Raw genomic sequence first — 19,562 nt, 5'->3', positions numbered from 1 at the left:
CAGCCGCCGGCTTTTTTATGGGCTGCGTCTTTTACCAGGTAAGCATATGTCTGACAATCACACCGAGCACTCTGTACCTCCCGTGGTAACGAAGGTCATTCCTGAGCAGCCCGCATCTCCGACAACCTATCTTGATAGCGAGCTTAATTGTCCAGAGCTCAAGCAGCGATTGGAAACTTTCCAGTCCTGGCAGGCTGATGCATTCAATGGCGGAATCAGTGCGGAGACATTAATTGCGGCACGCAGTGATTACATTGATCGCCTGTTAGGTCGACTGTGGACATTCTATGGCTTCGATGACGTGCCAGAAACTGCGCTGGTCGCCGTCGGCGGTTACGGTCGTGGCGAGCTGCATCCGCTTTCAGACATTGATGTGCTAATTCTGTCCAAACAGCGCCTCAATGATGAACACGCGCAGCGCGTCGGCCAGTTGATCACCTTACTCTGGGATCTAAAACTGGAAGTCGGCCACAGTGTGCGTACTCTGGAAGAGTGTTTGCTGGAAGGCTTGGCTGACCTCACCGTTGCTACCAATATGATTGAATCGCGCCTCATTTGTGGCGATGTTGCTCTATTCCTACAGATGCAAAAACATATTTTCAGCGACAACTTCTGGCCCTCGCCAAAATTTTTCCATGCCAAAGTGGTGGAGCAACAAGAGCGGCATAAACGCTATCACGGTACCAGTTATAATCTGGAACCGGATATCAAAAGCAGCCCCGGTGGATTAAGGGATATTCATACTCTTCAGTGGGTTGCCCGCCGCCATTTTGGTGCGACGTCATTGAGTGAGATGGTTGATTTTGGTTTTCTCACTAAAGCCGAGCGCAACGAACTGATTGAAAGCCAAAGTTTTTTGTGGCGTATCCGCTTTGCCTTGCATTTGGTACTCACCCGCTACGATAACCGCCTGCTGTTTGACCGCCAACTGAGTGTTGCCCAACTTTTGCAATATCAGGGCGAAGGGAATGAGCCGGTCGAGCGCATGATGAAAGATTTTTATCGCATGACTCGCCGGGTCAGTGAGCTGAACAACATGCTATTGCAGCTATTTGATGAAGCCATATTGGCGCTGGATGCCAATGAGAAACCGCGGTCGCTGGATGATGAATTTCAATTACGTGGCGATTTAATCGATTTGCGTGATGAAAATCTGTTTGTTGAGAAACCTGAAGCCATTATGCGCATGTTCTATCTCATGGTGCGCAATCAGGACATCAAAGGTATCTACTCCACCACGGTACGCCGTTTACGCCATGCACGTCGTCACCTGAAGCAGCCACTATGTAATATCCCTGAAGCACGCAAACTGTTTATGGCCATTTTACGACATCCGGGTGCCGTTTCCCGAGCGCTATTACCTATGCATCGCCACAGTGTGCTGTGGGCTTATATGCCGCAGTGGGGCAGTATTGTCGGGCAGATGCAGTTTGACCTGTTTCATGCTTATACCGTCGATGAACATACAATCCGAGTGTTACTTAAACTCGAAAGTTTTGCCGATGAAACCACCCGCCCGCGTCACCCTCTTTGTGTCGAACTTTATCCGCGCTTACCTCAGCCTGAACTCTTGCTGCTCGCGGCGTTGTTTCATGATATCGCCAAAGGACGGGGGGGTGACCATTCAATATTAGGCGCGCACGATGTGCTGGAATTTGCCGAACAGCATGGGCTGAACTCCCGCGAGGCCCAGCTTGTTGCCTGGCTAGTCCGTTGCCATTTATTGATGTCAGTAACCGCTCAACGTCGTGATATTCAAGACCCGGCGGTGATACAGCAATTTTCAGCAGAAGTACAAAGTGAAACCCGCTTGCGCTATTTAGTCAGCCTGACCGTCGCTGATATTTGTGCCACCAATGAAAACCTGTGGAATAGCTGGAAACAAAGCCTGCTGCGCGAACTTTATTTCGCTACAGAGAAACAGCTACGTCGCGGAATGCAAAACAGCCCGGATTTACGCGAACGCGTTCGCCATCATCGGCTTCAGGCGTTAGCATTGCTGCGCATGGATAATATTGATGAAGAAGCGCTGCACCATATCTGGAGCCGCTGTCGGGCGGATTATTTCCTGCGTCATTCACCCAATCAATTAGCCTGGCATGCTCGCCATCTACTGGAACATGACTCAACCAAACCATTGGTACTGGTAAGCCGCCAGGCAACGCGTGGTGGGACTGAAATCTTTATCTGGTGCCCTGATCGCCCGTCGTTGTTTGCTGCGGTGGTGGGTGAGCTGGATCGCCGCAACCTGAGTGTCCATGACGCGCAAATTTTTACCAACCGGGATGGCATGGCGATGGATACCTTTATTGTGTTGGAACCTGATGGCAGCCCATTAGCGCAAGATAGGCACCCTATTATCATCCATGCCTTGCAGCAAGCGATGACCCGACAAAACTATCAACATCCACGGGTAAGACGTTTATCGCCCAAATTACGCCATTTCAGTGTCCCGACCGAAACCAATTTCTTGCCAACACATAATGAACGCCGGACTTATCTGGAGCTTATTGCTCTGGACCAGCCGGGCTTACTGGCACGCGTCGGTGACATTTTCGCTGATTTAGGGTTATCACTGCATAGTGCACGTATCACCACGATCGGCGAACGAGTGGAGGATTTATTTGTGTTAGCTGATAAGGATCGCCGTGCTTTAAGCATTGAAACGCGTCGTGAATTAGCACAACGGTTGACAGATACCCTCAATCCGAACGATAAACTGTGATACAAATAGCTTTTTAGTCATTAATTTTCTTACAATCGCCCCCAAGATCATTGATGTTATTGCTTACATTGCAATGGTTTCAAGTTCGAAGGGTATAACATCGGGAAAGAACAGTATGCAGCAACTACAGAACGTTATTGAAACCGCTTTCGAACGCCGTGCAGATATCACTCCGGCAAACGTAGACACCGTAACGCGCGAAGCGATTAACCATGTAATTGATTTACTGGATACCGGTGCCCTGCGGGTTGCAGAAAAGATTGACGGTCAATGGATTACCCATCAGTGGTTGAAAAAAGCCGTGCTGCTGTCTTTCCGCATCAATGACAACCAAGTCATGGAAGGTGCGGAAACGCGTTACTACGATAAAGTCCCAATGAAGTTTGCTGGCTATGATGAAGCCCGTTTCCAACGTGAAGGCTTCCGTGTCGTACCACCGGCAACCGTGCGTAAAGGCGCATTCATTGCGCGCAATACTGTGCTAATGCCTTCCTACGTGAATATCGGGGCTTTTGTTGATGAAGGCACCATGGTGGACACATGGGCAACTGTCGGTTCTTGCGCACAAATCGGCAAGAACGTTCACCTGTCCGGCGGTGTTGGCATTGGTGGCGTGTTGGAGCCACTGCAAGCTAACCCGACCATTATCGAAGACAACTGCTTTGTCGGCGCGCGCTCAGAAGTGGTCGAAGGGGTTATCGTTGAAGAAGGCTCGGTTATTTCTATGGGCGTATTCATCGGTCAAAGCACCCGTATTTATGATCGTGAAACCGGTGAAATCCATTATGGTCGCGTTCCCGCAGGCTCGGTCGTTGTTTCAGGCAATTTGCCATCGAAAGACGGCAGCTACAGTCTGTACTGCGCGGTTATCGTGAAGAAAGTTGACGCGAAGACCCGCGGAAAAGTCGGCATCAATGAGTTATTACGCACTATCGACTAAGATTGAAGATAGCGGGCTAATCCCCCGCTATTTTTTTGCCTTGTGGGTTAATCACATTCTTTGGCGAAAATTACCGTCATAATCATAAACTGTGGAATATAAAACTAAAAAGGTGGCGCTATGTATGACAATCTGAAAAGCTTAGGAATCACACAACCAGAAGATGTCGATCGCTATAGCCTGCGTCAGGAGGCCAATAACGACATTCTGAAAATTTACTTCCGCAAAGATAAAGGTGAATTTTTTGCTAAGAGTGTGAAGTTCAAATACCCACGCCAACGCAAAACTGTAGTTGCTGATAATGCTGGTCATGGCTATAAAGAAATCAATGAAATCAACCCAAATCTACGCTATGTCATTGATGAACTTGATCAACTGTGCAAACGCGATCAAGTTGAAGTTGATTTGAAACGTAAGATTCTGGATGACTTGCGTCATTTAGAGAGTGTAGTGACCAATAAGATTGCCGAGATTGAAGCTGACCTGGAAAAACTGACCAGCGGCCGCTAAATCGGTGGCATCGTTGTATCACTAAAGTCATTGTTGTTGCAGGTGAATAAACATCGCTCTCACCTGCAACTTCATGAGTAAAGGATTAATACCCTAAATAGCTCGAGTTAAAGCATGGTGGTATAATTATTGAAATAAACAGTTATTGAAATAAATAGTTATTGAAGTAGACGACCCCACTGCTCCACCCACGAAGCTGAAACAACCTCAGGTTCCGGATGTTCAATGGCATCAATCTCCAGCCTTTCGCCAATTCGTGTCGCACCCTGCTCTTGTAATAACTCATCAAATGCACGCCCGGCTCCGCAGAAGTTATCATAACTGCTGTCACCCAACGCAATGACGCCATAACGCAATTCTGGCTGAAATCCAACCTGATCACGGACAGCGACAAAAAGCGGAGCAATGCTGTCAGGGAAATCCCCCTGTCCGGTTGTCGAGGTCACCACGAGCACATAATGTTGACGATAATACTGCCAGGCTTCTAAAGTCCCCTCATCGAACACTTTGACCTCATGCCCCTGTTCTTTCAGTATGCTCTCGGCCTCTTCTGCAACTAACAGTGAGTTACCGTACACCGTGCCGACAAAAATCCCGACCTGAGCCATAAAAAACATTTCCTTTTAACGAAAAAAATTACGCACTATCCTGACTCGCCGTTACTGCAAACTCAACCCTTTCAAGATGAGGGGCAATATCCAGCCAACCAAAGTGTGACATCAGTTGTTGCCAGGATTCATCCCAACGCGCCGTCAAACTTAGTGGCACTCCGGTCACAGGGTGATTCAACTGCAAATGACTGGCATGAAGCATCAGCCGCGAGCAATCAAAATGCTTTGCAATCCCACGATTCTGACGCAGATCGCCGTGGGTGCTGTCACCGATGATCGGGTGGCGAATATGCGCCATATGCCGGCGAAGTTGATGCTTGCGGCCCGTTTCTGGTTTTAACTCCATTAAACTAAAGCGCGCAGTGTCATAGCGCCCGATGGCAATAGGTACTTCTACTTGAGACAGAGCCTGATAATGGGTCACTGAAGGCTGTGGTGCCTTATCGGGGCGAGCGAATTTATCCGCGATCTTGTCTAGCTCTTCAGTCATCTCATAATCAATAGTGCCATCTTCCAGCACGTATCCACGAACGACCGCATGATAGGTTTTCTGAATCTGATGTTGTTCAAATTGCAACGAAAGGGCACGAGCCACATCGCTGGACAGCGCCATTAGCAGGACACCCGATGTCGGGCGATCCAGGCGATGAACGGTATAAACATGCTGACCAATTTGATCACGTACCGTTTGCATGACAAAAACGGTTTCATTGCTATCCAACCAACTGCGATGAACTAACCAGCCGGCAGGTTTATTTACCGCAACTATATGTTCGTCTTGATAGAGTATTTCCAGCATTAGTGACTTTCTTTATTCAGCAGGTCATCGAGACGCTGTAGTTCTACCAGCAGTAAGGTGCAATCCGGGCGACCCTCGCCAGTCAGCGCTTCTTCAAAATAGGGTGTAATAGCAAAACGTGTGGGGAGTGGCCCTTTCGACTCCAACAATGCATACATTCGCGGGATAAGTACCCATTGCAACCACTGCTCAGCATCCATGGTGTCAATGCTAAAAGGCTCATTACTTTCAAAAGCCTCGGCTTGTGGCGGAACTGATTGCCAAAGATCAATTTCCCGCATGGCAAGCTCGATATTCTGTAGGCTCAGGCGCACCTGATTTTCTGTATTCATGATTATGCTCTCAACCAAAAAACAACCATTCACCGTGCTGGTTCAACGGCGGCCAAGCATACCATTGAAGAACAATATGCCCAAACTCACACCCTAGACGACAGAGGTGGATTGAGCAAAATGAAGATAAAAAAAGGGGTACTGTTTGACCAGTACCCCTCTATTCGTTTCATAGCAATCCAGCTAAAAGTGATGCTCCCTGCTCAATCCTTGAAAACTTTTCCGTGCGGTTATCCTAACCAGCAATCCATCGCGTTGTTCTACACCATCCCGGTGTCAATCCTGAAGTTATCCTAACCCACCAATCATCCTGAACTGGCTCTCAATCTCCATCCTGGAGGTGTCCTTTGTTTCTTCCTGAAACATCCCTTCACTCGTCCTAAGCAGTCCCTGTGTCCTTCATCCTGAAGTGGCACCATCCTGACACCTTCCTTTCCGCCAGATCCTATCGGGCAAGTAAAGGATCGCTTAATCGACAAAGAGAGACAAGGTACTGTAAGGAGAATGAAGGCGATGCTTTTATATATAAAAAAATGAATGTTTATAACAAAATGATTTTATTGAAGATAAATCTAATACAATAATTTCACATAAAAGGAATAGAAGTGATGTCTCACAACGCGTGTGCGAGATCTCTCACACGCGTTGTGCTCAAATGGGCAATAATCCTATCTTTCTTCAGGAAATACAGGACGTAATGCATCCAGAAAATGAGCAAGAGTCGATGCCAGTAAGGTCCGTTTTCCGCTACCAAACTCCTCTAACACAACATTACCACTGACATTACACAGTGAAGCCATGGTCATTTCCGATTCCGTTGTCGCTAAAAACAGTGTCGGCGAGAGTTTCAGCCTTTTCTGTGTCACCAGATGGCCAATGAGATTTTCCTGTAAACGGATGAAATCATCTTCGCTCCAGACCTGGAGCAAGGTAAAACGGTGATCACCTAAATCAGCTTTCATGTCTCCGGCATATTGCTGGGTATAAAACTCATGGATATCTGGATGAAGCTGAATCTCCAGTGCCCGTTCAATATTGGCAAGATTAGCTTCACCAACAAAAGGCTGCGGCAACCAAAACACCTGATTATCTTGAGTTTCTACATTACAGGGGGAAGGTACCCCATAAAGCTCCTCACTGGCTGGTGGCCGCCCGGTTTGCTGCTGCCATAAGTCAATATAGCGCTGAGTAAAGCTCTTGAGTGCCGTTGAAACGTTCTGATCCATTGTTAATTCTCTGTATCGCGGCGACTTGCGCTGCACCAAGGTAAAAGGCGTTGCCCTACTTAGAAATGCAGTTAAACGCGGCATAAATTGATAAACTACAGCTATTGTACCTTTCTCTCATCATGGTAACAGCATGTCTTCATATCAAGACCACAAGGCTCTGGCGGAACTGACGCTAGGCAAACCCACCGCGTATTGTGATCACTACGACGTGACCTTATTGCAGGCCGTGCCACGCAGTATGAACCGCGAACCTCTCGGTTTATATCCCGATAACCTGCCCTTTCATGGTGCTGATATCTGGACGTTATATGAGCTATCCTGGCTAAACAGTAAGGGCTTACCACAAGTTGCTGTGGGTGAAATTAGCCTAAATGCGGATAGCGTTAATCTCATTGAGTCAAAAAGCTTTAAACTTTACCTCAACAGTTTTAATCAAACTGCATTTACTGACTGGGAAAGTGTACGCACCACTTTGCAACAGGATTTATCCGCCTGTGCCCAAGGAGAAGTGAGTGTCACGCTATACCATCTGGATGAAATGACGCATCAACCGATAGCCAACTTCGCGGGAGAATGTCTGGATGAGCAAGATATTCGTATCGATAGCTATGAGTTCAATGCCGATTATCTGCAAAATGCTGCGGGTAAAAACCGCGTAGAAGAGAGCCTGGTCAGCCACTTGCTTAAATCTAACTGTCTGATAACTCACCAACCAGATTGGGGCTCAGTCCAAATCAGCTACAGTGGCCCGCAAATTAACCGCGAAGCCTTACTGCGCTATCTGATCTCTTTCCGTCATCATAATGAGTTTCACGAGCAGTGTGTCGAACGCATTTTCAATGACATTATGCGTTTCTGCCGGCCTGATACACTGTCAGTTTATGCGCGCTATACCCGTCGCGGAGGGCTGGATATCAATCCATGGCGTTCCAATACTGATTTTGTGCCATCGACCGGCCGCCTGGCGCGACAATAAATGCGGACACCTGCGCAACTTTATCACCAGCAGCACGTTAGTATTGGCAAAAAGTGAGCGACGACGTTAAGGTTATTTATAGGTTCCTTATGTTATTTTCAGTATAAAAATCAGTAATGGATGCTTAGTGGCCTCTCTGATATTCCACGGAACACAGAAAGCAGCACTCTGATACTCAGGCACTACCACCCCTTGGGGTGTAAAGGAGTAACTTTGATTACACATGTCAGCCCACTTGGCTCAATGGATCTGTTATCACAGCTCGAAGTGGATATGCTCAAACGTACAGCCAGCAGTGATCTGTACCGCTTATTCCGTAATTGCTCATTGGCTGTGCTCAACTCAGGTAGCCTGACCGATAACAGCAAAGAGCTTTTATCTCGCAATGAAACCTTTGATATCAATGTCCTGCGCCGCGAACGCGGTGTAAAACTCGAACTGGTTAACCCACCAGAGCATGCTTTTGTTGATGGTAAAATTATTCGCTCTTTGCAGGCAAACCTGTTTGCGGTCTTGCGTGATATTCTGTTTGTGAATGGTCAAATCGTAAACGCCGGGCGTTTCCAACATCTGAATATGGAAAGCTCCAGTCATTTGACCAATTTGGTCTTTTCAATTTTGCGTAATGCCCGAGCCCTACATCTTGACGAAGATCCCAATATGATTGTGTGCTGGGGCGGCCATTCAATCAGTGAAACCGAATACTTGTATGCCCGCAAAGTCGGCAGTCAACTGGGTTTACGTGAATTGAATATCTGCACCGGCTGTGGGCCGGGAGCCATGGAAGCACCGATGAAAGGTGCCGCAGTGGGTCATGCCCAACAACGTTACAGACAAGGCCGCTTTATCGGTATGACCGAACCGTCAATCATTGCCGCAGAGCCACCAAACCCGTTAGTCAATGAACTAATTATCATGCCAGACATTGAGAAACGGCTAGAGGCCTTTGTTCGTATCGCCCACGGCATCATTATTTTCCCTGGTGGTGTGGGAACAGCAGAAGAGTTGCTTTATTTGTTAGGTATTCTAATGAACCCGCATAATAAGGAGCAGGTTTTACCCCTGATCCTAACTGGGCCAAAAGAGAGTGCTGATTATTTCAGAGTCGTGGATGAATTCATCATGAACACTCTGGGTGATGAAGCACGCAAATACTACCAGATAATTATTGATGACCCAGATGAAGTCGCTCGTCAGATGAAAAAAGCGATGCCATTGGTGAAAGAAAATCGCCGTAATACCGGTGATGCTTATAGCTTCAACTGGTCTATGCGTATCGAACCGGACTTGCAGCTTCCTTTTGAGCCAACTCATGAGAACATGGCTAATCTGGACTTATCCCACAATCAACCCCCTGAGAAGCTGGCTGCCGCATTACGCCGCGCTTTCTCCGGCATTGTGGCGGGTAACGTCAAAGAAGTGGGTATCCATGCCATTGAAGCTCACGGGCCATTCAAGTTGCATGGTGATCCTCTACTAATGAAACATATGGACCAGCTGTTGCAAGGTTTTATTATCCAGCAGCGGATGAAGTTACCAGGCAGTGCTTATACACCTTGCTATGAAATCTGTAGTTAAAGAATAAATAGCCCTCAGAGATAGCGTTGGCACGGACTTTCGGCTGGCGCTACCTGAAGGTTACTTGAGCACTGTTAGGTTAGCTCTTTATAGCAAAGCAGGGCCAATAAATAACCCCTATGGGATAGGTTTTAAGACCGTTCATGCAAATCCACCTTCTTATTGTCGATGCCCTTAATCTGATTCGCCGCATTCATGCGGTGCAAGGTTCACCTTGTGTGAATGCTTGTCAGCATGCGCTGCAACAGCTTATTTCACATAGCCAACCAACACATGCTGTCGCCGTTTTTGATGAAGATGACCGTTCGGATAGTTGGCGTCATCAGGCTCTACCTGATTACAAAGCGGGCCGCTCACCGATGCCAGATAATCTGCAACAAGAAATGCCGCTGATCCGTGAAGCATTTCACTCATTGGGAGTTAATTGCTGGAGTTCGCCGGGCCATGAAGCGGATGACCTTGCTGCAACGTTGGCAATAAAAATTGGTGGGGCCGGGCATCAAGTTACTATTGTTTCAACCGACAAAGGCTATTGCCAACTATTGGCACCGAATGTTCAGATTCGCGATTACTTCCAAAAACGCTGGTTGGATATGCCGTTCGTCAAGCAGGAGTTTGGCGTTTTGCCGCACCAATTACCTGACTACTGGGGGCTTGCCGGGATCAGTAGCAGTAAAATTCCGGGAGTCGCCGGTATTGGAGCAAAAACTGCCGCGCTATTATTGCAACAAGCCAGCAATCTGGAGGAACTCTATCAAGAGCTAGACTCGGTGCCAGAGAAATGGCGTAAAAAGTTGCAACAGCATCAGGAAATGGCCTTTATTTGCAAACGAATAGCGACACTGAAAACTGATTTGCCATTAAGTGGTAACTTGCAGCAGCTACGTTTGAATCGGTGATGTCAGCATAAAAACAAGGGGCCAACTGGCCCTTTGCGTGTATACCCGTCATACTTCAAGCTGCATGTGCGTTAGCTACGCTCAATAACCCGAATCACTTACGACAGTAAGCTCATCGGGATTATCTCCCTTGCCGCCTTCCTGCAACTCGAATTATTTAGGGTATATATCACCAAATTTTAAAAACGCTCATCACGGCGGCCCGGCACACCAGACCAAATACGCCGCACATGCACCGTAACTTCTTCGCGGTCATGATAGAGTTGCTTAGCCTGAATATGGGCATTAATACCATTTTCTTTTAGCTGTTCATCAATCATTTCCAGATTCTCCGAAACAACTTCAAAACGTTTTTTCATCGGTAACTTCAGATTAAAAATTGCCTCGCGGCACCAACCATTGACCAGCCATTTGATAATGAGTTGCGTGACTTTGGCCGGTTTCTCCACCATATCGCACACTAACCAGTAAATATTGCTGCGTGTTGGTTCATATTTAAAGCCATCCACACGATGATGCGTAACCTGCCCGGTATCCATCAAACTTTGCGCCATAGAACCATTATCAATGGCCTGAACCATCATGCTTCGTTGGACTAACTGATAAGTCCAACCACCGGGACAAGCGCCTAAATCGACAGCATGCATACCACTGGCTAAACGCTCTTCCCATTCGTCTGCGGGGATAAACACATGGAAAGCTTCTTCCAGTTTAAGAGTTGAACGGCTTGGCGCATCAGATGGGAACTTAAGGCGCGGAATACCCATGTAGAACGGAGAGTTATTGTTGCTATAAGAATAACCAACATAACAACAACCCGATGCAATAAAGAATACATGCACCACTGGCCGATGAGGGTTCTCACGAGCAGACAGAATTTTTTGCTCACGCATTGCATTACGCAACGGCACCGTCAACTTACGGCAAAACTTAAGTAACTCTTTGCTTTCATTGGTATCAGCAACTTCAACGCGCAGTTCACCGGCTTTCTCGACAACACCGGTTAGCATACCAACAATTGGTGATACGCGATCTTCCGGCGGTAAGTCTTTCAGTAGCTCGCCCACAACCATCATTTGGCGGGCGAAAATCAATTCGCGGAATGGCACTTCACGAATCAAACGATCCGCATCTTCCAACTGATAGCATTCAAACAGCACATAACCGCTATTTTCTTTTACCCGCGCGAAACCAAAGATTTCGAGCTGTGCTGCTTTGGCGGTAATTTCCGCCGCACACTCTTTCTCAAAACCTGAGCGGCAATATAAAGCAATTTTATTATTCATGGCGTTCTGCCCTTTTTCTTAGACGCAGCGCGCCAACCAACATCAAAATCCATCCCGCCAGAAAACATACTCCGCCCACTGGCGTGATATATACCCACAATTTCAGGTGCGATAGAGCCAGGCAGTATAAACTGCCACTAAAGAGTAGCGTTCCGAGCGCTAACAAGGCTCCACTCCAATAAAACCAAATACTTATCTGCCGTTGCATGGCAACAGCGAGTGCCAGGATCGCCAATGTATGGAACCCCTGATACTCCAGCCCGGTGCGGATCCAGGCCATTTCATTCGGCCCTAAAGAGGCATTCAATACATGAGCACCAAAGGCACCGAAAGCAACATAGAAAAAACCGCTCAGAGCGGCAAATATCAGCATTACACGACCATTCATCGCCATTAACCTTGAATTGATATCGTCTGGGAACGAGTAAAATTAGTTTTCGTAGCGAAAACGCAGCTTTTCCTGTTCGCTAGCCGCTCTTGCCAATATCCACTGACGAAAGGCGGCTATTTTACCCAGTTCTGCCTGACTGTCATGACAAACCAGATAAAAAGCATTTTTACTCACTAGCACATCACTAAACGGGCACACCAATCGACCCGCTTCAATCTCAGATTGCGCCATAACGTTATTCACCAACGCAATACCTTGACCATGAACAGCAGCCTGAACCACCATCGCACTGTGGCTGAATATTGGGCCTTGCTGCACATTAATCTGCGGTACCCCCAATTGACGGGTATACGCCATCCAATCCCGGCGGGAAGTATCATGCAACAAGGTGTGATTAGCCAGATCTGCCGGTACTTTTAATCCATTCTCGCCCATTAGCAGGCTGGGAGCACAAACTGGAAGCAAAAATTCGGCATACAGGCGTTCAGTACGCAAACCGGTCCAATTTCCCCGACCATAAAATATCGCCACATCGACATCATCAGCGAGTTTATCCTCTTCCCGGTCTACCGCCTGAATTCTGACATCAATGCCCGGATAAGCCGCATTAAATCCGGACAGACGAGGAACCAACCATTGGATAGCAAAACTGGGGGGAAGACTGACGGTCAGAGCACCTTTCGCGCTGCGTGCCTGCAATTTGCGAGTGGCTTCATTGATGGAGGTAAAAATCTCTTTGATATCGAGGTAATAACTCTGCCCTTCTTCGGTCAGCAGCAAAGAACGGTTACGCCGACGGAACAGTTTTAGTCCGAGAAAATCCTCCAGTGACTTTATCTGGTGGCTAACCGCGGCTTGCGTGACAAATAATTCATCAGCCGCTTTAGTAAAACTCAGGTGGCGTGCGGCCGCATCGAAGACCCGCAAGGCGTTCAGTGGTGGTAATCGTTTTGACATGAATTGGATACTTTTTTATAACGGCTCATCTTCAGATGAAACCCTTTGTTTACTTATTAGTTTTTGTAATCCGAGACATTATAAATTGTCCGTTGATGATGCGCCAGCAAATACCTATAGTGGCGGCACTTCCCAAGCCGGAACGAAAAGTAGGTTTAGTATCCAGGTACTGAATTGCTTTTGGCTTTGTGGTTGTGATGTTGTGTTTGCAAATGGTCTGGTGTACCAGACATAGTAGCTAAGCTACTGTTTTTTTTCACTTCCTGTACATTTACCCTGTCTGTCCATAGTGATTTTATGCAGCACCGCTATTTTCGCGGTGCTTTTTTTTGGCCTTATTTTCAGAGCCCGCTTATTTCTTTTCAAAAACTAAATGTAAGCGCCACTTTGCATTGCACATAGTTATGCTTAAATTTAAGTTGTTGTAGCGGGTTTCCAAACCGGATCAGGCTTCTTTTTGAGAACAACTTCACGGCTTAACTACTTGCCTTCAGCCATTTCTTTGACTTCTGAACGATTAATTTGCTGTTCGGTGCCATTGGCATCGATATAACTTATCATGCCAGTTTCATCATCTACTTTAGGTTTACCATCAGCAACGATAGTGCGACCATCATTAGTGTGCATGACATAGTTGCTTGAACAGGCTGCTAAGGTAAAAGTGAGCATAAGTGCAGAGATTACGGCAGCTGTCTTTTTCATGGGTGACTCCTTGCAGATTAAAATGCTAAAAAAATCGTTTCCATTACCAGACAAATGGTTATGTCCGTTACTATTCAGCATAACCCTCTTGAGACATATTGCCAGCCACCAAGGCCATTAGTAGGCTAATTGTGGCTAAAATGAGACAGTTCCGAAGTGAACCAAAGGATGCGAACAACAGAATGAAGTCTTTTAATCCAACGGATTTTCGCCAGGAATTCCCGGCAATTAATGATGAAATAATCTATCTGGACAGCGCAGCGACGGCCCTGAAACCACGCGCCATGATTGAAGCAACACAGTTATTTTATCAGCAAGACGCCGCAACAGTGCATCGCAGTCAACACCAATCGGCGTTGTCATTGACTGCTCGTTTTGAAGAGGCCCGCCAGCAGGTAGCTGACTTTATCAATGCGCCAGACGCAGAAGATATTGTTTGGACTCGCGGCACAACCGAAGCCATTAATTTGGTAGCACAAAGTTATGCTCGCCCACGCCTACAAGCCGGGGATGAAATCATTGTTAGTGAAGCAGAACATCATGCCAACTTAATACCCTGGATTATGGTTGCCGAACAAACAGGTGCCCGAATCATTAAGTTGCCGATCGACTTGGATCATCTGCCCAACCTATCGTTATTGCCGCAGTTATTTAGCAATAAAACCCGCATATTAGCGCTGGGTCAGATGTCTAATGTGACAGGCGGTAGTCCACAATTAGCAGAAGCCATTGAACTCGCCCATCAACATGGCTGTATTGTTATGGTCGATGGCGCGCAAGGTATTGTTCATAGTCCCGCAGATGTTCAAGCACTTGATATTGATTTTTATGCTTTTTCCGCCCACAAATTGTATGGGCCAACCGGTATTGGCGTACTGTATGGCAAAGCTGAACTGCTAAAAGAAATGCCTGCCTGGCAAGGCGGCGGTAAAATGCTAACTCATGCCTCATTCGGCGGTTTTACCCCCCACGAAGTGCCCTACCGCTTTGAAGCTGGCACTCCTAATATTGCTGGCGTGATTGGTTTATCGGCCGTGCTTAGCTGGCTCGAACATATCGACCTGGACGAGGCCGAAGCTTATAGCCAAAATCTGGCGACGTTAGCGGAGAATAAACTGGCTCAATTGCCCGGTTTTCGTAGCTTCCGCTGCCAGCAAGCAAGCTTGTTAGCATTCACTTTTGATGGCGTTCATCACAGCGATTTAGTGACGTTACTGGCAGAACAAGGGATCGCGCTGCGTGCTGGGCAACATTGTGCTCAGCCACTAATGGCGGCGCTAGGAGTCAGTGGCAGCCTGCGCGCATCATTTGCGCCTTATAATACAGAAAACGACGTTGATACTTTGTGTTCGGCGATCGCCAAGGCTCTGGAATTATTGCAAGATTAACGTCGTTAATAAGAGAAAAAATAATGATAGCCCCACACCCGTTTGGTCACGATATTACTGCCGCCCATCTGCTTAAGACATTTAGTGCTTATAAACAGTGGGAAGACCGCTACCGCCAGTTAATCCTGCTGGCCAAACAACTTCCGCCATTGCCCGAAGCATTAAAACAAAATGAACTGGAGCTAACGGGGTGTGAAAACCGAGTGTGGCTGGGTCATGAGTGCTTACCGGATGGTCGTTTACATTTCTACGGTGATAGCGAGGGCCGCATTGTTCGTGGGTTGCTGGTCGTTATTCTGACTGCGGTGGAAGGCAAAACCCCGCAGCAGGTACTGGCAGAAGATCCCTTGGCACTGTTTGACCAATTGGGGTTACGGCAGCAATTAAGCACCTCGCGCGCCAGCGGTTTACAAGCACTGGCGCAGGGTGTGCGGGCGATTGCGGCTAAATATGTGCAATGATGGCTACTGCCCCTGACGGGCGGCTTTCGCCATCATTTTCTTCAATGCATGAGAAACGGCAACAAAGCCAAACGTGGCGGTGACCATGGTAGCCGAACCAAAACCTGAGGTGCAATCCATCTTCTTCGGCCCTTCAGCCGTGCTACGCGACGCGCACACCGAACCATCACTTTGCGGGTAAACTAATGGCTCGCTGGAGAACACACAGTCGATTCCCAATTTACCTTTGCTGTTTTTCACTACGTTAAAATCACTTTTTAGCCTTTCACGTAACTTCGCCGCTAACGGATCCTGAATGGTTTTCGCCAGATCCACTACCTCAATGCGAGTCGGATCAATTTGCCCGCCGGCACCACCAGTGGTCACTACCGGGATTTTATACCGGCGGCAATAGGACAGCAGTGCTGCCTTGGGGCGAACACTATCAATAGCATCAATAACATAGCTAAAGTTTTTATCTAAAAGCTCCGCAACATTATCCGCAGTAATAAAATCATCAATACAAGTCACTTGGCATTCAGGATTGATAGCTAAAATACGTTCTGCCATCACTTCTGTTTTAGCCTGGCCGACATTGCTGCGTAAAGCATGGATCTGGCGATTAGTATTTGTGACGCAAACATCATCCATATCAATCAAGGTGATCGCACCAATACCTGTACGCGCTAGCGCTTCAGCCGCCCATGAACCCACGCCACCGATACCGATAACACAAATATGCGCCTGCGAAAAAAGTGTCAGCGCTTGCTGCCCATAAAGGCGAGCAATGCCACCAAATCGCTGTAGATAAGCGTCGGAATAGGCTGTGTTCATAGACTTGTTACCTTCATAACTGATTACCTTTATAGCCTGTAGAAATAATACGAATACAAAAGCGGCCAATTGGCCGCCTGAGAAAGAGTAGAATCAATCACATCAACCGCTGACCTACTGGCCTTGATTCCTGACTAATAGTGAGGAACCATCGCCTGATTGAGCTGTTGCTTTGCCACTTTGATAAGCGGTAAACAGCGGCCCATTACTTTGCGCATTTTTTAACACCCAAACGCGGCCATAATGGTTATAGAAGCCAGCAGCTTGCCCTGCTTCGTGACCAATCCCCTGATAAATATCAAAATGTTGGCCTTTAATCGCGCCACCGACATCCAATGCCACCATCAAACGCATCTGATATTGCCCGGTGAATTTACCCTGATTATCCAATAAAGGAACTTCGGCCAACAGGGTCGTGCCCGGTGGGATCAGTGAACGATCAGAAGCAACCGAGGCTTTGGCAATCAATGGCACAGCACTGGCTCCTTTCACCGGCGCATACATTTCCGGCTTGAAGAAGACAAAGGATGGGTTCTGCTCTAATAACTCTCTAACTTCAGCTTCACTGTGAGTTTCAGCCCAATGACGGATAGCTTGCATCGACATATCCGCTTTCGCCACTTCCCCACGGTCAATCAGCACTTTGCCAATACTGCGATAAGCATGACCATTTTTCCCCGCATAGCCGAAGAAAGTCAGTGGTCGCCCATCACCATAATCAACATATCCACTGCCCTGCACCTCCATCATAAAGTTATCTACCAGCGAATTGGTGTACGCAATAACTAAATTTTTGTTATCCAATGCGCCCGCATATATAGCTGCGCGCTCAGGTAGACGCCCCTTTCCTTTGGCAGGCATACGATAAAGTGGGTGGCGGAATTCGCCTTGTGGGGTATAACGGGCCTGAAGCACCGGCGTGTAGTAACCGGTAAATTGTACATTACCGAAATTATCCACACCTTCCATCTGATAAGCATTCAAACCAAACAGGCTTAACTTACTGGTATCTGCTCCGGCTAACATCCAATTTTCTACTGCATTGAATGTACTGCTGTTGCGGTTATACAGACCCGGTGAAGATTGGTTAATCACTTTCACCTGATCAGAGAAATCTTTGGCGTTGACTGGCTTACCTGTTGCGTGTGGCTCATTCACCAGCTCCAGTGGATGCTCCAAACGCCCATCTTTATATTGTTGCCCACGATCGGTTGGCCGAGATTGGCAACCGGCCAGAACGGCAATCATTATTCCACTCAGTAGGTATTTGCCCCAACGACTTGTCATTTCACGCCTTCTCTTACTTATTTTATCTACCGGCGAACGATAACAAACGCCTATAGATAAAGGAATCAGCATGCAGAAAAAAATCCCCTGACGCTGTTGTGGGGAAAAAGGAAACAGATAGTTGATAAATTAATCGAAAAACCTTTTTTACCATAATTAAGTGGCAAAACTACTTGCAACAGATCTCATCCAGAGTATAGTGCGCTCAATCGGACGCGGGGTGGAGCAGCCTGGTAGCTCGTCGGGCTCATAACCCGAAGGTCGTCGGTTCAAATCCGGCCCCCGCAACCAATTTTTAATCATTTCATATCGCCATCAGACACCCTTACGGGTGTTTTTTTGTTTCTGGCATTCAAGTAAAGCAAGGGCTATCCCGCCCCCTGCTATATTTCGATTAATAGCAACATCCATTCATTAAAGTCGGGCCATCGCCCCACCATTAGCAAAATAAGCTTTGATACCGGCAAATATGGATTCGGCCACTTGTTGCTGAAAATGGCTGGTTCGCAACTTTCGCTCTTCTTCCAAATTACTGATAAACGCCGTTTCAACCAAAATCGATGGAATATCGGGTGCTTTCAACACAGCAAAGCCCGCTTGATCAACACGGTTCTTGTGTAGTTTATTAATTTTCCCCATGCGATTGAGCACTTCTTTACCAAATTTCAGGCTGTCATTAATCGTCGCGGTTTGCAGCAAATCAATCATGGTATGGTCAAGATAGCGGTCACCACTTTTGCTAACCCCACCAATCTGATCGGCCTCATTCTGTGTTTGCGCTAAAAAACGCGCAGCAGTACTGGTTGCTCCTTTAGTCGATAACGCAAAGACAGAGGAACCTCTGGCCGCCTGGCTGGTAAAGGCATCGGCATGAATCGAAATGAATAAATCCGCACGCAGCTTACGGGCTTTCGCTACCCGGACTTTTAGTGGGATAAAGACATCTTCATTACGCGTCATAAATACCCGCATATTTGATTCTTTCTTAATCAGCGCCTGCAACCGACGGGCAATTTGCAGCACAATATCTTTCTCGCGAGTTTTATTTCGGCCAATCGCCCCTGGATCTTCCCCGCCATGCCCTGGGTCTAACATAATAACAATCGGCCTGTCCCGTCCTGCCTTACCTGCTTTGGGGGCTTCTGCGGGCAAAGTGCGCTCTACATTACCTTTATTGTAATCTTCCAATAGTGCCAGTAACGGATCATCTTCCGCCGAGGTTTTCCCCTCTTGTGGATAGAGATCTACCACCAAACGATTTTTGAACTCGGCAAAAGGTTTAAGAGTAAACAGTTGCGGACTAATACTTTGCTTCAGCTCCAAGACCAGGCGAACCGTATTCTTATCAAACTGCCCAACCCGTGCCTGCTTAAGGTAAGGGTCACCGGACTGAACTTGCTTAGTCATCTCTTTCAATGCGCTATTGAGATGTACGCCTTCAATATCAACCACGATCCGATCCGGATTCGTTAGCGCAAATTGACGATATTTAAGCGGTGTATTGGATTCCAACGTAACGCGGGTATAGGTTGAAGACGGCCAAATCCTGACGGCAATAATATGGGAAGTAGCAGCAAATCCAACCCGACTGACACTCAGTAGCCAGGTCGCGGCAGCACCTTGTAGTAGACGCCGGCGCCCAGAATTATGATTTGAATCTGCCATGTAACTCCAAAGT

The 19,562-nt window shown here is 47.3% G+C and carries 20 protein-coding genes and 1 tRNA gene; 10 read left to right on the top strand and 11 right to left on the bottom strand.

Annotated elements, in window-relative coordinates:
• The first annotated feature begins 46 nt into the window (after positions 1–46).
• The 3 genes from glnD (at position 47) to HU019_RS07415 (ending at position 4,175) form a co-directional block, all read left to right on the top strand.
• On the top strand, positions 47–2,725 hold the full coding sequence (glnD, locus tag HU019_RS07425; protein ID WP_174848611.1) for a bifunctional uridylyltransferase/uridylyl-removing protein GlnD: 2,679 nt from the start codon (positions 47–49) through the stop codon (positions 2,723–2,725).
• 115 nt (positions 2,726–2,840) lie between these two features.
• Positions 2,841–3,665, top strand: coding sequence for a 2,3,4,5-tetrahydropyridine-2,6-dicarboxylate N-succinyltransferase (dapD, locus tag HU019_RS07420; RefSeq protein WP_174848609.1), 825 nt, complete (start codon positions 2,841–2,843; stop codon positions 3,663–3,665).
• Positions 3,666–3,785: 120 nt separating this feature from the next.
• Positions 3,786–4,175, top strand: coding sequence for a DUF3461 family protein (locus HU019_RS07415; protein ID WP_005164058.1), 390 nt, complete (start codon positions 3,786–3,788; stop codon positions 4,173–4,175).
• A 158-nt stretch (positions 4,176–4,333) separates the two neighbouring features.
• On the opposite strand, the gene HU019_RS07410 is transcribed toward HU019_RS07415, so the two are convergent.
• From HU019_RS07410 to HU019_RS07400, 3 genes are read right to left on the bottom strand one after another with little or no spacing between them, the layout of a single operon-like run.
• Positions 4,334–4,783: a flavodoxin gene (locus HU019_RS07410; RefSeq protein WP_174848607.1), complete on the bottom strand. Its 450-nt coding sequence runs from the start codon at positions 4,781–4,783 to the stop codon at positions 4,334–4,336.
• A 28-nt stretch (positions 4,784–4,811) separates the two neighbouring features.
• Positions 4,812–5,585, bottom strand: coding sequence for a tRNA pseudouridine(65) synthase TruC (truC, locus tag HU019_RS07405; RefSeq protein ID WP_174848605.1), 774 nt, complete (start codon positions 5,583–5,585; stop codon positions 4,812–4,814).
• Positions 5,585–5,917 carry a YqcC family protein gene (locus HU019_RS07400; protein ID WP_174848603.1) on the bottom strand — a complete coding sequence of 111 codons (333 nt, stop codon included), beginning with the start codon at positions 5,915–5,917 and terminating at the stop codon, positions 5,585–5,587. Before HU019_RS07400 ends, truC begins: the two co-directional genes overlap by 1 nt.
• A gap of 120 nt (positions 5,918–6,037) precedes the next feature.
• Here HU019_RS07400 and HU019_RS07395 point away from each other — a divergent pair, with 120 nt between their 5' ends.
• Positions 6,038–6,214 carry a hypothetical protein gene (locus tag HU019_RS07395; RefSeq protein WP_174848600.1) on the top strand — a complete coding sequence of 59 codons (177 nt, stop codon included), beginning with the start codon at positions 6,038–6,040 and terminating at the stop codon, positions 6,212–6,214.
• 371 nt (positions 6,215–6,585) lie between these two features.
• Here HU019_RS07395 and syd read toward each other — a convergent pair whose 3' ends face one another.
• On the bottom strand, positions 6,586–7,143 hold the full coding sequence (gene syd, locus HU019_RS07390) for a SecY-interacting protein (protein WP_174848598.1): 558 nt from the start codon (positions 7,141–7,143) through the stop codon (positions 6,586–6,588).
• 133 nt (positions 7,144–7,276) lie between these two features.
• On the opposite strand from syd, the gene queF reads away from it, so the two are divergent.
• From queF to xni, 3 genes are all read left to right on the top strand, one after another.
• On the top strand, positions 7,277–8,122 hold the full coding sequence (gene queF, locus HU019_RS07385; protein WP_174848596.1) for an NADPH-dependent 7-cyano-7-deazaguanine reductase QueF: 846 nt from the start codon (positions 7,277–7,279) through the stop codon (positions 8,120–8,122).
• Positions 8,123–8,335: 213 nt separating this feature from the next.
• Positions 8,336–9,700: a nucleotide 5'-monophosphate nucleosidase PpnN gene (gene ppnN / locus HU019_RS07380; RefSeq protein WP_174848594.1), complete on the top strand. Its 1,365-nt coding sequence runs from the start codon at positions 8,336–8,338 to the stop codon at positions 9,698–9,700.
• A gap of 143 nt (positions 9,701–9,843) precedes the next feature.
• Positions 9,844–10,599, top strand: coding sequence for a flap endonuclease Xni (gene xni, locus HU019_RS07375; RefSeq protein ID WP_174848592.1), 756 nt, complete (start codon positions 9,844–9,846; stop codon positions 10,597–10,599).
• Positions 10,600–10,778: 179 nt separating this feature from the next.
• Here the strand turns inward: xni and rlmM are convergent, their stop codons facing one another.
• The 4 genes from rlmM to HU019_RS07355 form a co-directional block, all read right to left on the bottom strand.
• Entirely contained in the window at positions 10,779–11,885 is a 1,107-nt protein-coding gene (rlmM, locus tag HU019_RS07370; protein ID WP_077175354.1) for a 23S rRNA (cytidine(2498)-2'-O)-methyltransferase RlmM, read from the bottom strand.
• Positions 11,878–12,273 (bottom strand): DUF423 domain-containing protein, encoded by a 396-nt coding sequence (locus HU019_RS07365; protein ID WP_174848590.1) that lies wholly within the window; start codon positions 12,271–12,273, stop codon positions 11,878–11,880. The genes rlmM and HU019_RS07365 overlap by 8 nt, the downstream gene beginning before the upstream one ends.
• Positions 12,274–12,315: 42 nt before the next feature.
• Positions 12,316–13,233, bottom strand: coding sequence for a transcriptional regulator GcvA (locus tag HU019_RS07360; protein WP_005166353.1), 918 nt, complete (start codon positions 13,231–13,233; stop codon positions 12,316–12,318).
• Positions 13,234–13,713: 480 nt separating this feature from the next.
• Entirely contained in the window at positions 13,714–13,935 is a 222-nt protein-coding gene (locus tag HU019_RS07355) for a YgdI/YgdR family lipoprotein (RefSeq protein ID WP_174848588.1), read from the bottom strand.
• A 182-nt stretch (positions 13,936–14,117) separates the two neighbouring features.
• On the opposite strand from HU019_RS07355, the gene csdA reads away from it, so the two are divergent.
• Positions 14,118–15,323 carry a cysteine desulfurase CsdA gene (csdA, locus tag HU019_RS07350; protein WP_174848586.1) on the top strand — a complete coding sequence of 402 codons (1,206 nt, stop codon included), beginning with the start codon at positions 14,118–14,120 and terminating at the stop codon, positions 15,321–15,323.
• A gap of 23 nt (positions 15,324–15,346) precedes the next feature.
• On the top strand, positions 15,347–15,784 hold the full coding sequence (gene csdE / locus HU019_RS07345; protein WP_174848584.1) for a cysteine desulfurase sulfur acceptor subunit CsdE: 438 nt from the start codon (positions 15,347–15,349) through the stop codon (positions 15,782–15,784).
• Positions 15,785–15,787: 3 nt separating this feature from the next.
• Here csdE and tcdA read toward each other — a convergent pair whose 3' ends face one another.
• Both tcdA and mltA read right to left on the bottom strand, forming a co-directional pair.
• The gene (tcdA, locus tag HU019_RS07340) at positions 15,788–16,597 is read right to left on the bottom strand and encodes a tRNA cyclic N6-threonylcarbamoyladenosine(37) synthase TcdA (protein WP_174848582.1); all 810 of its coding nucleotides are present in this window, start codon (positions 16,595–16,597) and stop codon (positions 15,788–15,790) included.
• 114 nt (positions 16,598–16,711) lie between these two features.
• Positions 16,712–17,884 carry a murein transglycosylase A gene (gene mltA / locus HU019_RS07335; protein ID WP_174848581.1) on the bottom strand — a complete coding sequence of 391 codons (1,173 nt, stop codon included), beginning with the start codon at positions 17,882–17,884 and terminating at the stop codon, positions 16,712–16,714.
• 214 nt (positions 17,885–18,098) lie between these two features.
• On the opposite strand from mltA, the gene HU019_RS07330 reads away from it, so the two are divergent.
• Positions 18,099–18,175: transfer RNA gene (locus HU019_RS07330), tRNA-Met, on the top strand.
• Positions 18,176–18,298: 123 nt separating this feature from the next.
• On the opposite strand, the gene amiC is transcribed toward HU019_RS07330, so the two are convergent.
• Positions 18,299–19,549, bottom strand: a complete 1,251-nt coding sequence (amiC, locus tag HU019_RS07325) for an N-acetylmuramoyl-L-alanine amidase AmiC (protein WP_174848580.1) — start codon at positions 19,547–19,549, stop codon at positions 18,299–18,301.
• Positions 19,550–19,562 lie beyond the last annotated feature (13 nt).

Source organism: Yersinia artesiana (assembly GCF_902726545.1).
GTDB classification, from domain to species: Bacteria; Pseudomonadota; Gammaproteobacteria; order Enterobacterales; family Enterobacteriaceae; genus Yersinia; species Yersinia artesiana.
The sequence above is the reverse complement of the archived record's forward strand: the minus strand, read 5'-3'. Positions and strand labels throughout refer to the sequence as shown.

Bases quoted from the DNA above. Each gene is read 5' to 3' on its own strand.
- glnD (WP_174848611.1), top strand. From the start codon at position 47: ATGTCTGACAATCACACCGAGCACTCTGTACCTCCCGTGGTAACGAAG.
- dapD (WP_174848609.1), top strand. From the start codon at position 2,841: ATGCAGCAACTACAGAACGTTATTGAAACCGCTTTCGAACGCCGTGCA.
- HU019_RS07415 (WP_005164058.1), top strand. From the start codon at position 3,786: ATGTATGACAATCTGAAAAGCTTAGGAATCACACAACCAGAAGATGTC.
- HU019_RS07410 (WP_174848607.1), bottom strand. From the start codon at position 4,783: ATGGCTCAGGTCGGGATTTTTGTCGGCACGGTGTACGGTAACTCACTG.
- truC (WP_174848605.1), bottom strand. From the start codon at position 5,585: ATGCTGGAAATACTCTATCAAGACGAACATATAGTTGCGGTAAATAAA.
- HU019_RS07400 (WP_174848603.1), bottom strand. From the start codon at position 5,917: ATGAATACAGAAAATCAGGTGCGCCTGAGCCTACAGAATATCGAGCTT.
- HU019_RS07395 (WP_174848600.1), top strand. From the start codon at position 6,038: ATGAAGATAAAAAAAGGGGTACTGTTTGACCAGTACCCCTCTATTCGT.
- syd (WP_174848598.1), bottom strand. From the start codon at position 7,143: ATGGATCAGAACGTTTCAACGGCACTCAAGAGCTTTACTCAGCGCTAT.
- queF (WP_174848596.1), top strand. From the start codon at position 7,277: ATGTCTTCATATCAAGACCACAAGGCTCTGGCGGAACTGACGCTAGGC.
- xni (WP_174848592.1), top strand. From the start codon at position 9,844: ATGCAAATCCACCTTCTTATTGTCGATGCCCTTAATCTGATTCGCCGC.
- rlmM (WP_077175354.1), bottom strand. From the start codon at position 11,885: ATGAATAATAAAATTGCTTTATATTGCCGCTCAGGTTTTGAGAAAGAG.
- HU019_RS07365 (WP_174848590.1), bottom strand. From the start codon at position 12,273: ATGAATGGTCGTGTAATGCTGATATTTGCCGCTCTGAGCGGTTTTTTC.
- HU019_RS07360 (WP_005166353.1), bottom strand. From the start codon at position 13,233: ATGTCAAAACGATTACCACCACTGAACGCCTTGCGGGTCTTCGATGCG.
- HU019_RS07355 (WP_174848588.1), bottom strand. From the start codon at position 13,935: ATGAAAAAGACAGCTGCCGTAATCTCTGCACTTATGCTCACTTTTACC.
- csdA (WP_174848586.1), top strand. From the start codon at position 14,118: ATGAAGTCTTTTAATCCAACGGATTTTCGCCAGGAATTCCCGGCAATT.
- csdE (WP_174848584.1), top strand. From the start codon at position 15,347: ATGATAGCCCCACACCCGTTTGGTCACGATATTACTGCCGCCCATCTG.
- tcdA (WP_174848582.1), bottom strand. From the start codon at position 16,597: ATGAACACAGCCTATTCCGACGCTTATCTACAGCGATTTGGTGGCATT.
- mltA (WP_174848581.1), bottom strand. From the start codon at position 17,884: ATGACAAGTCGTTGGGGCAAATACCTACTGAGTGGAATAATGATTGCC.
- amiC (WP_174848580.1), bottom strand. From the start codon at position 19,549: ATGGCAGATTCAAATCATAATTCTGGGCGCCGGCGTCTACTACAAGGT.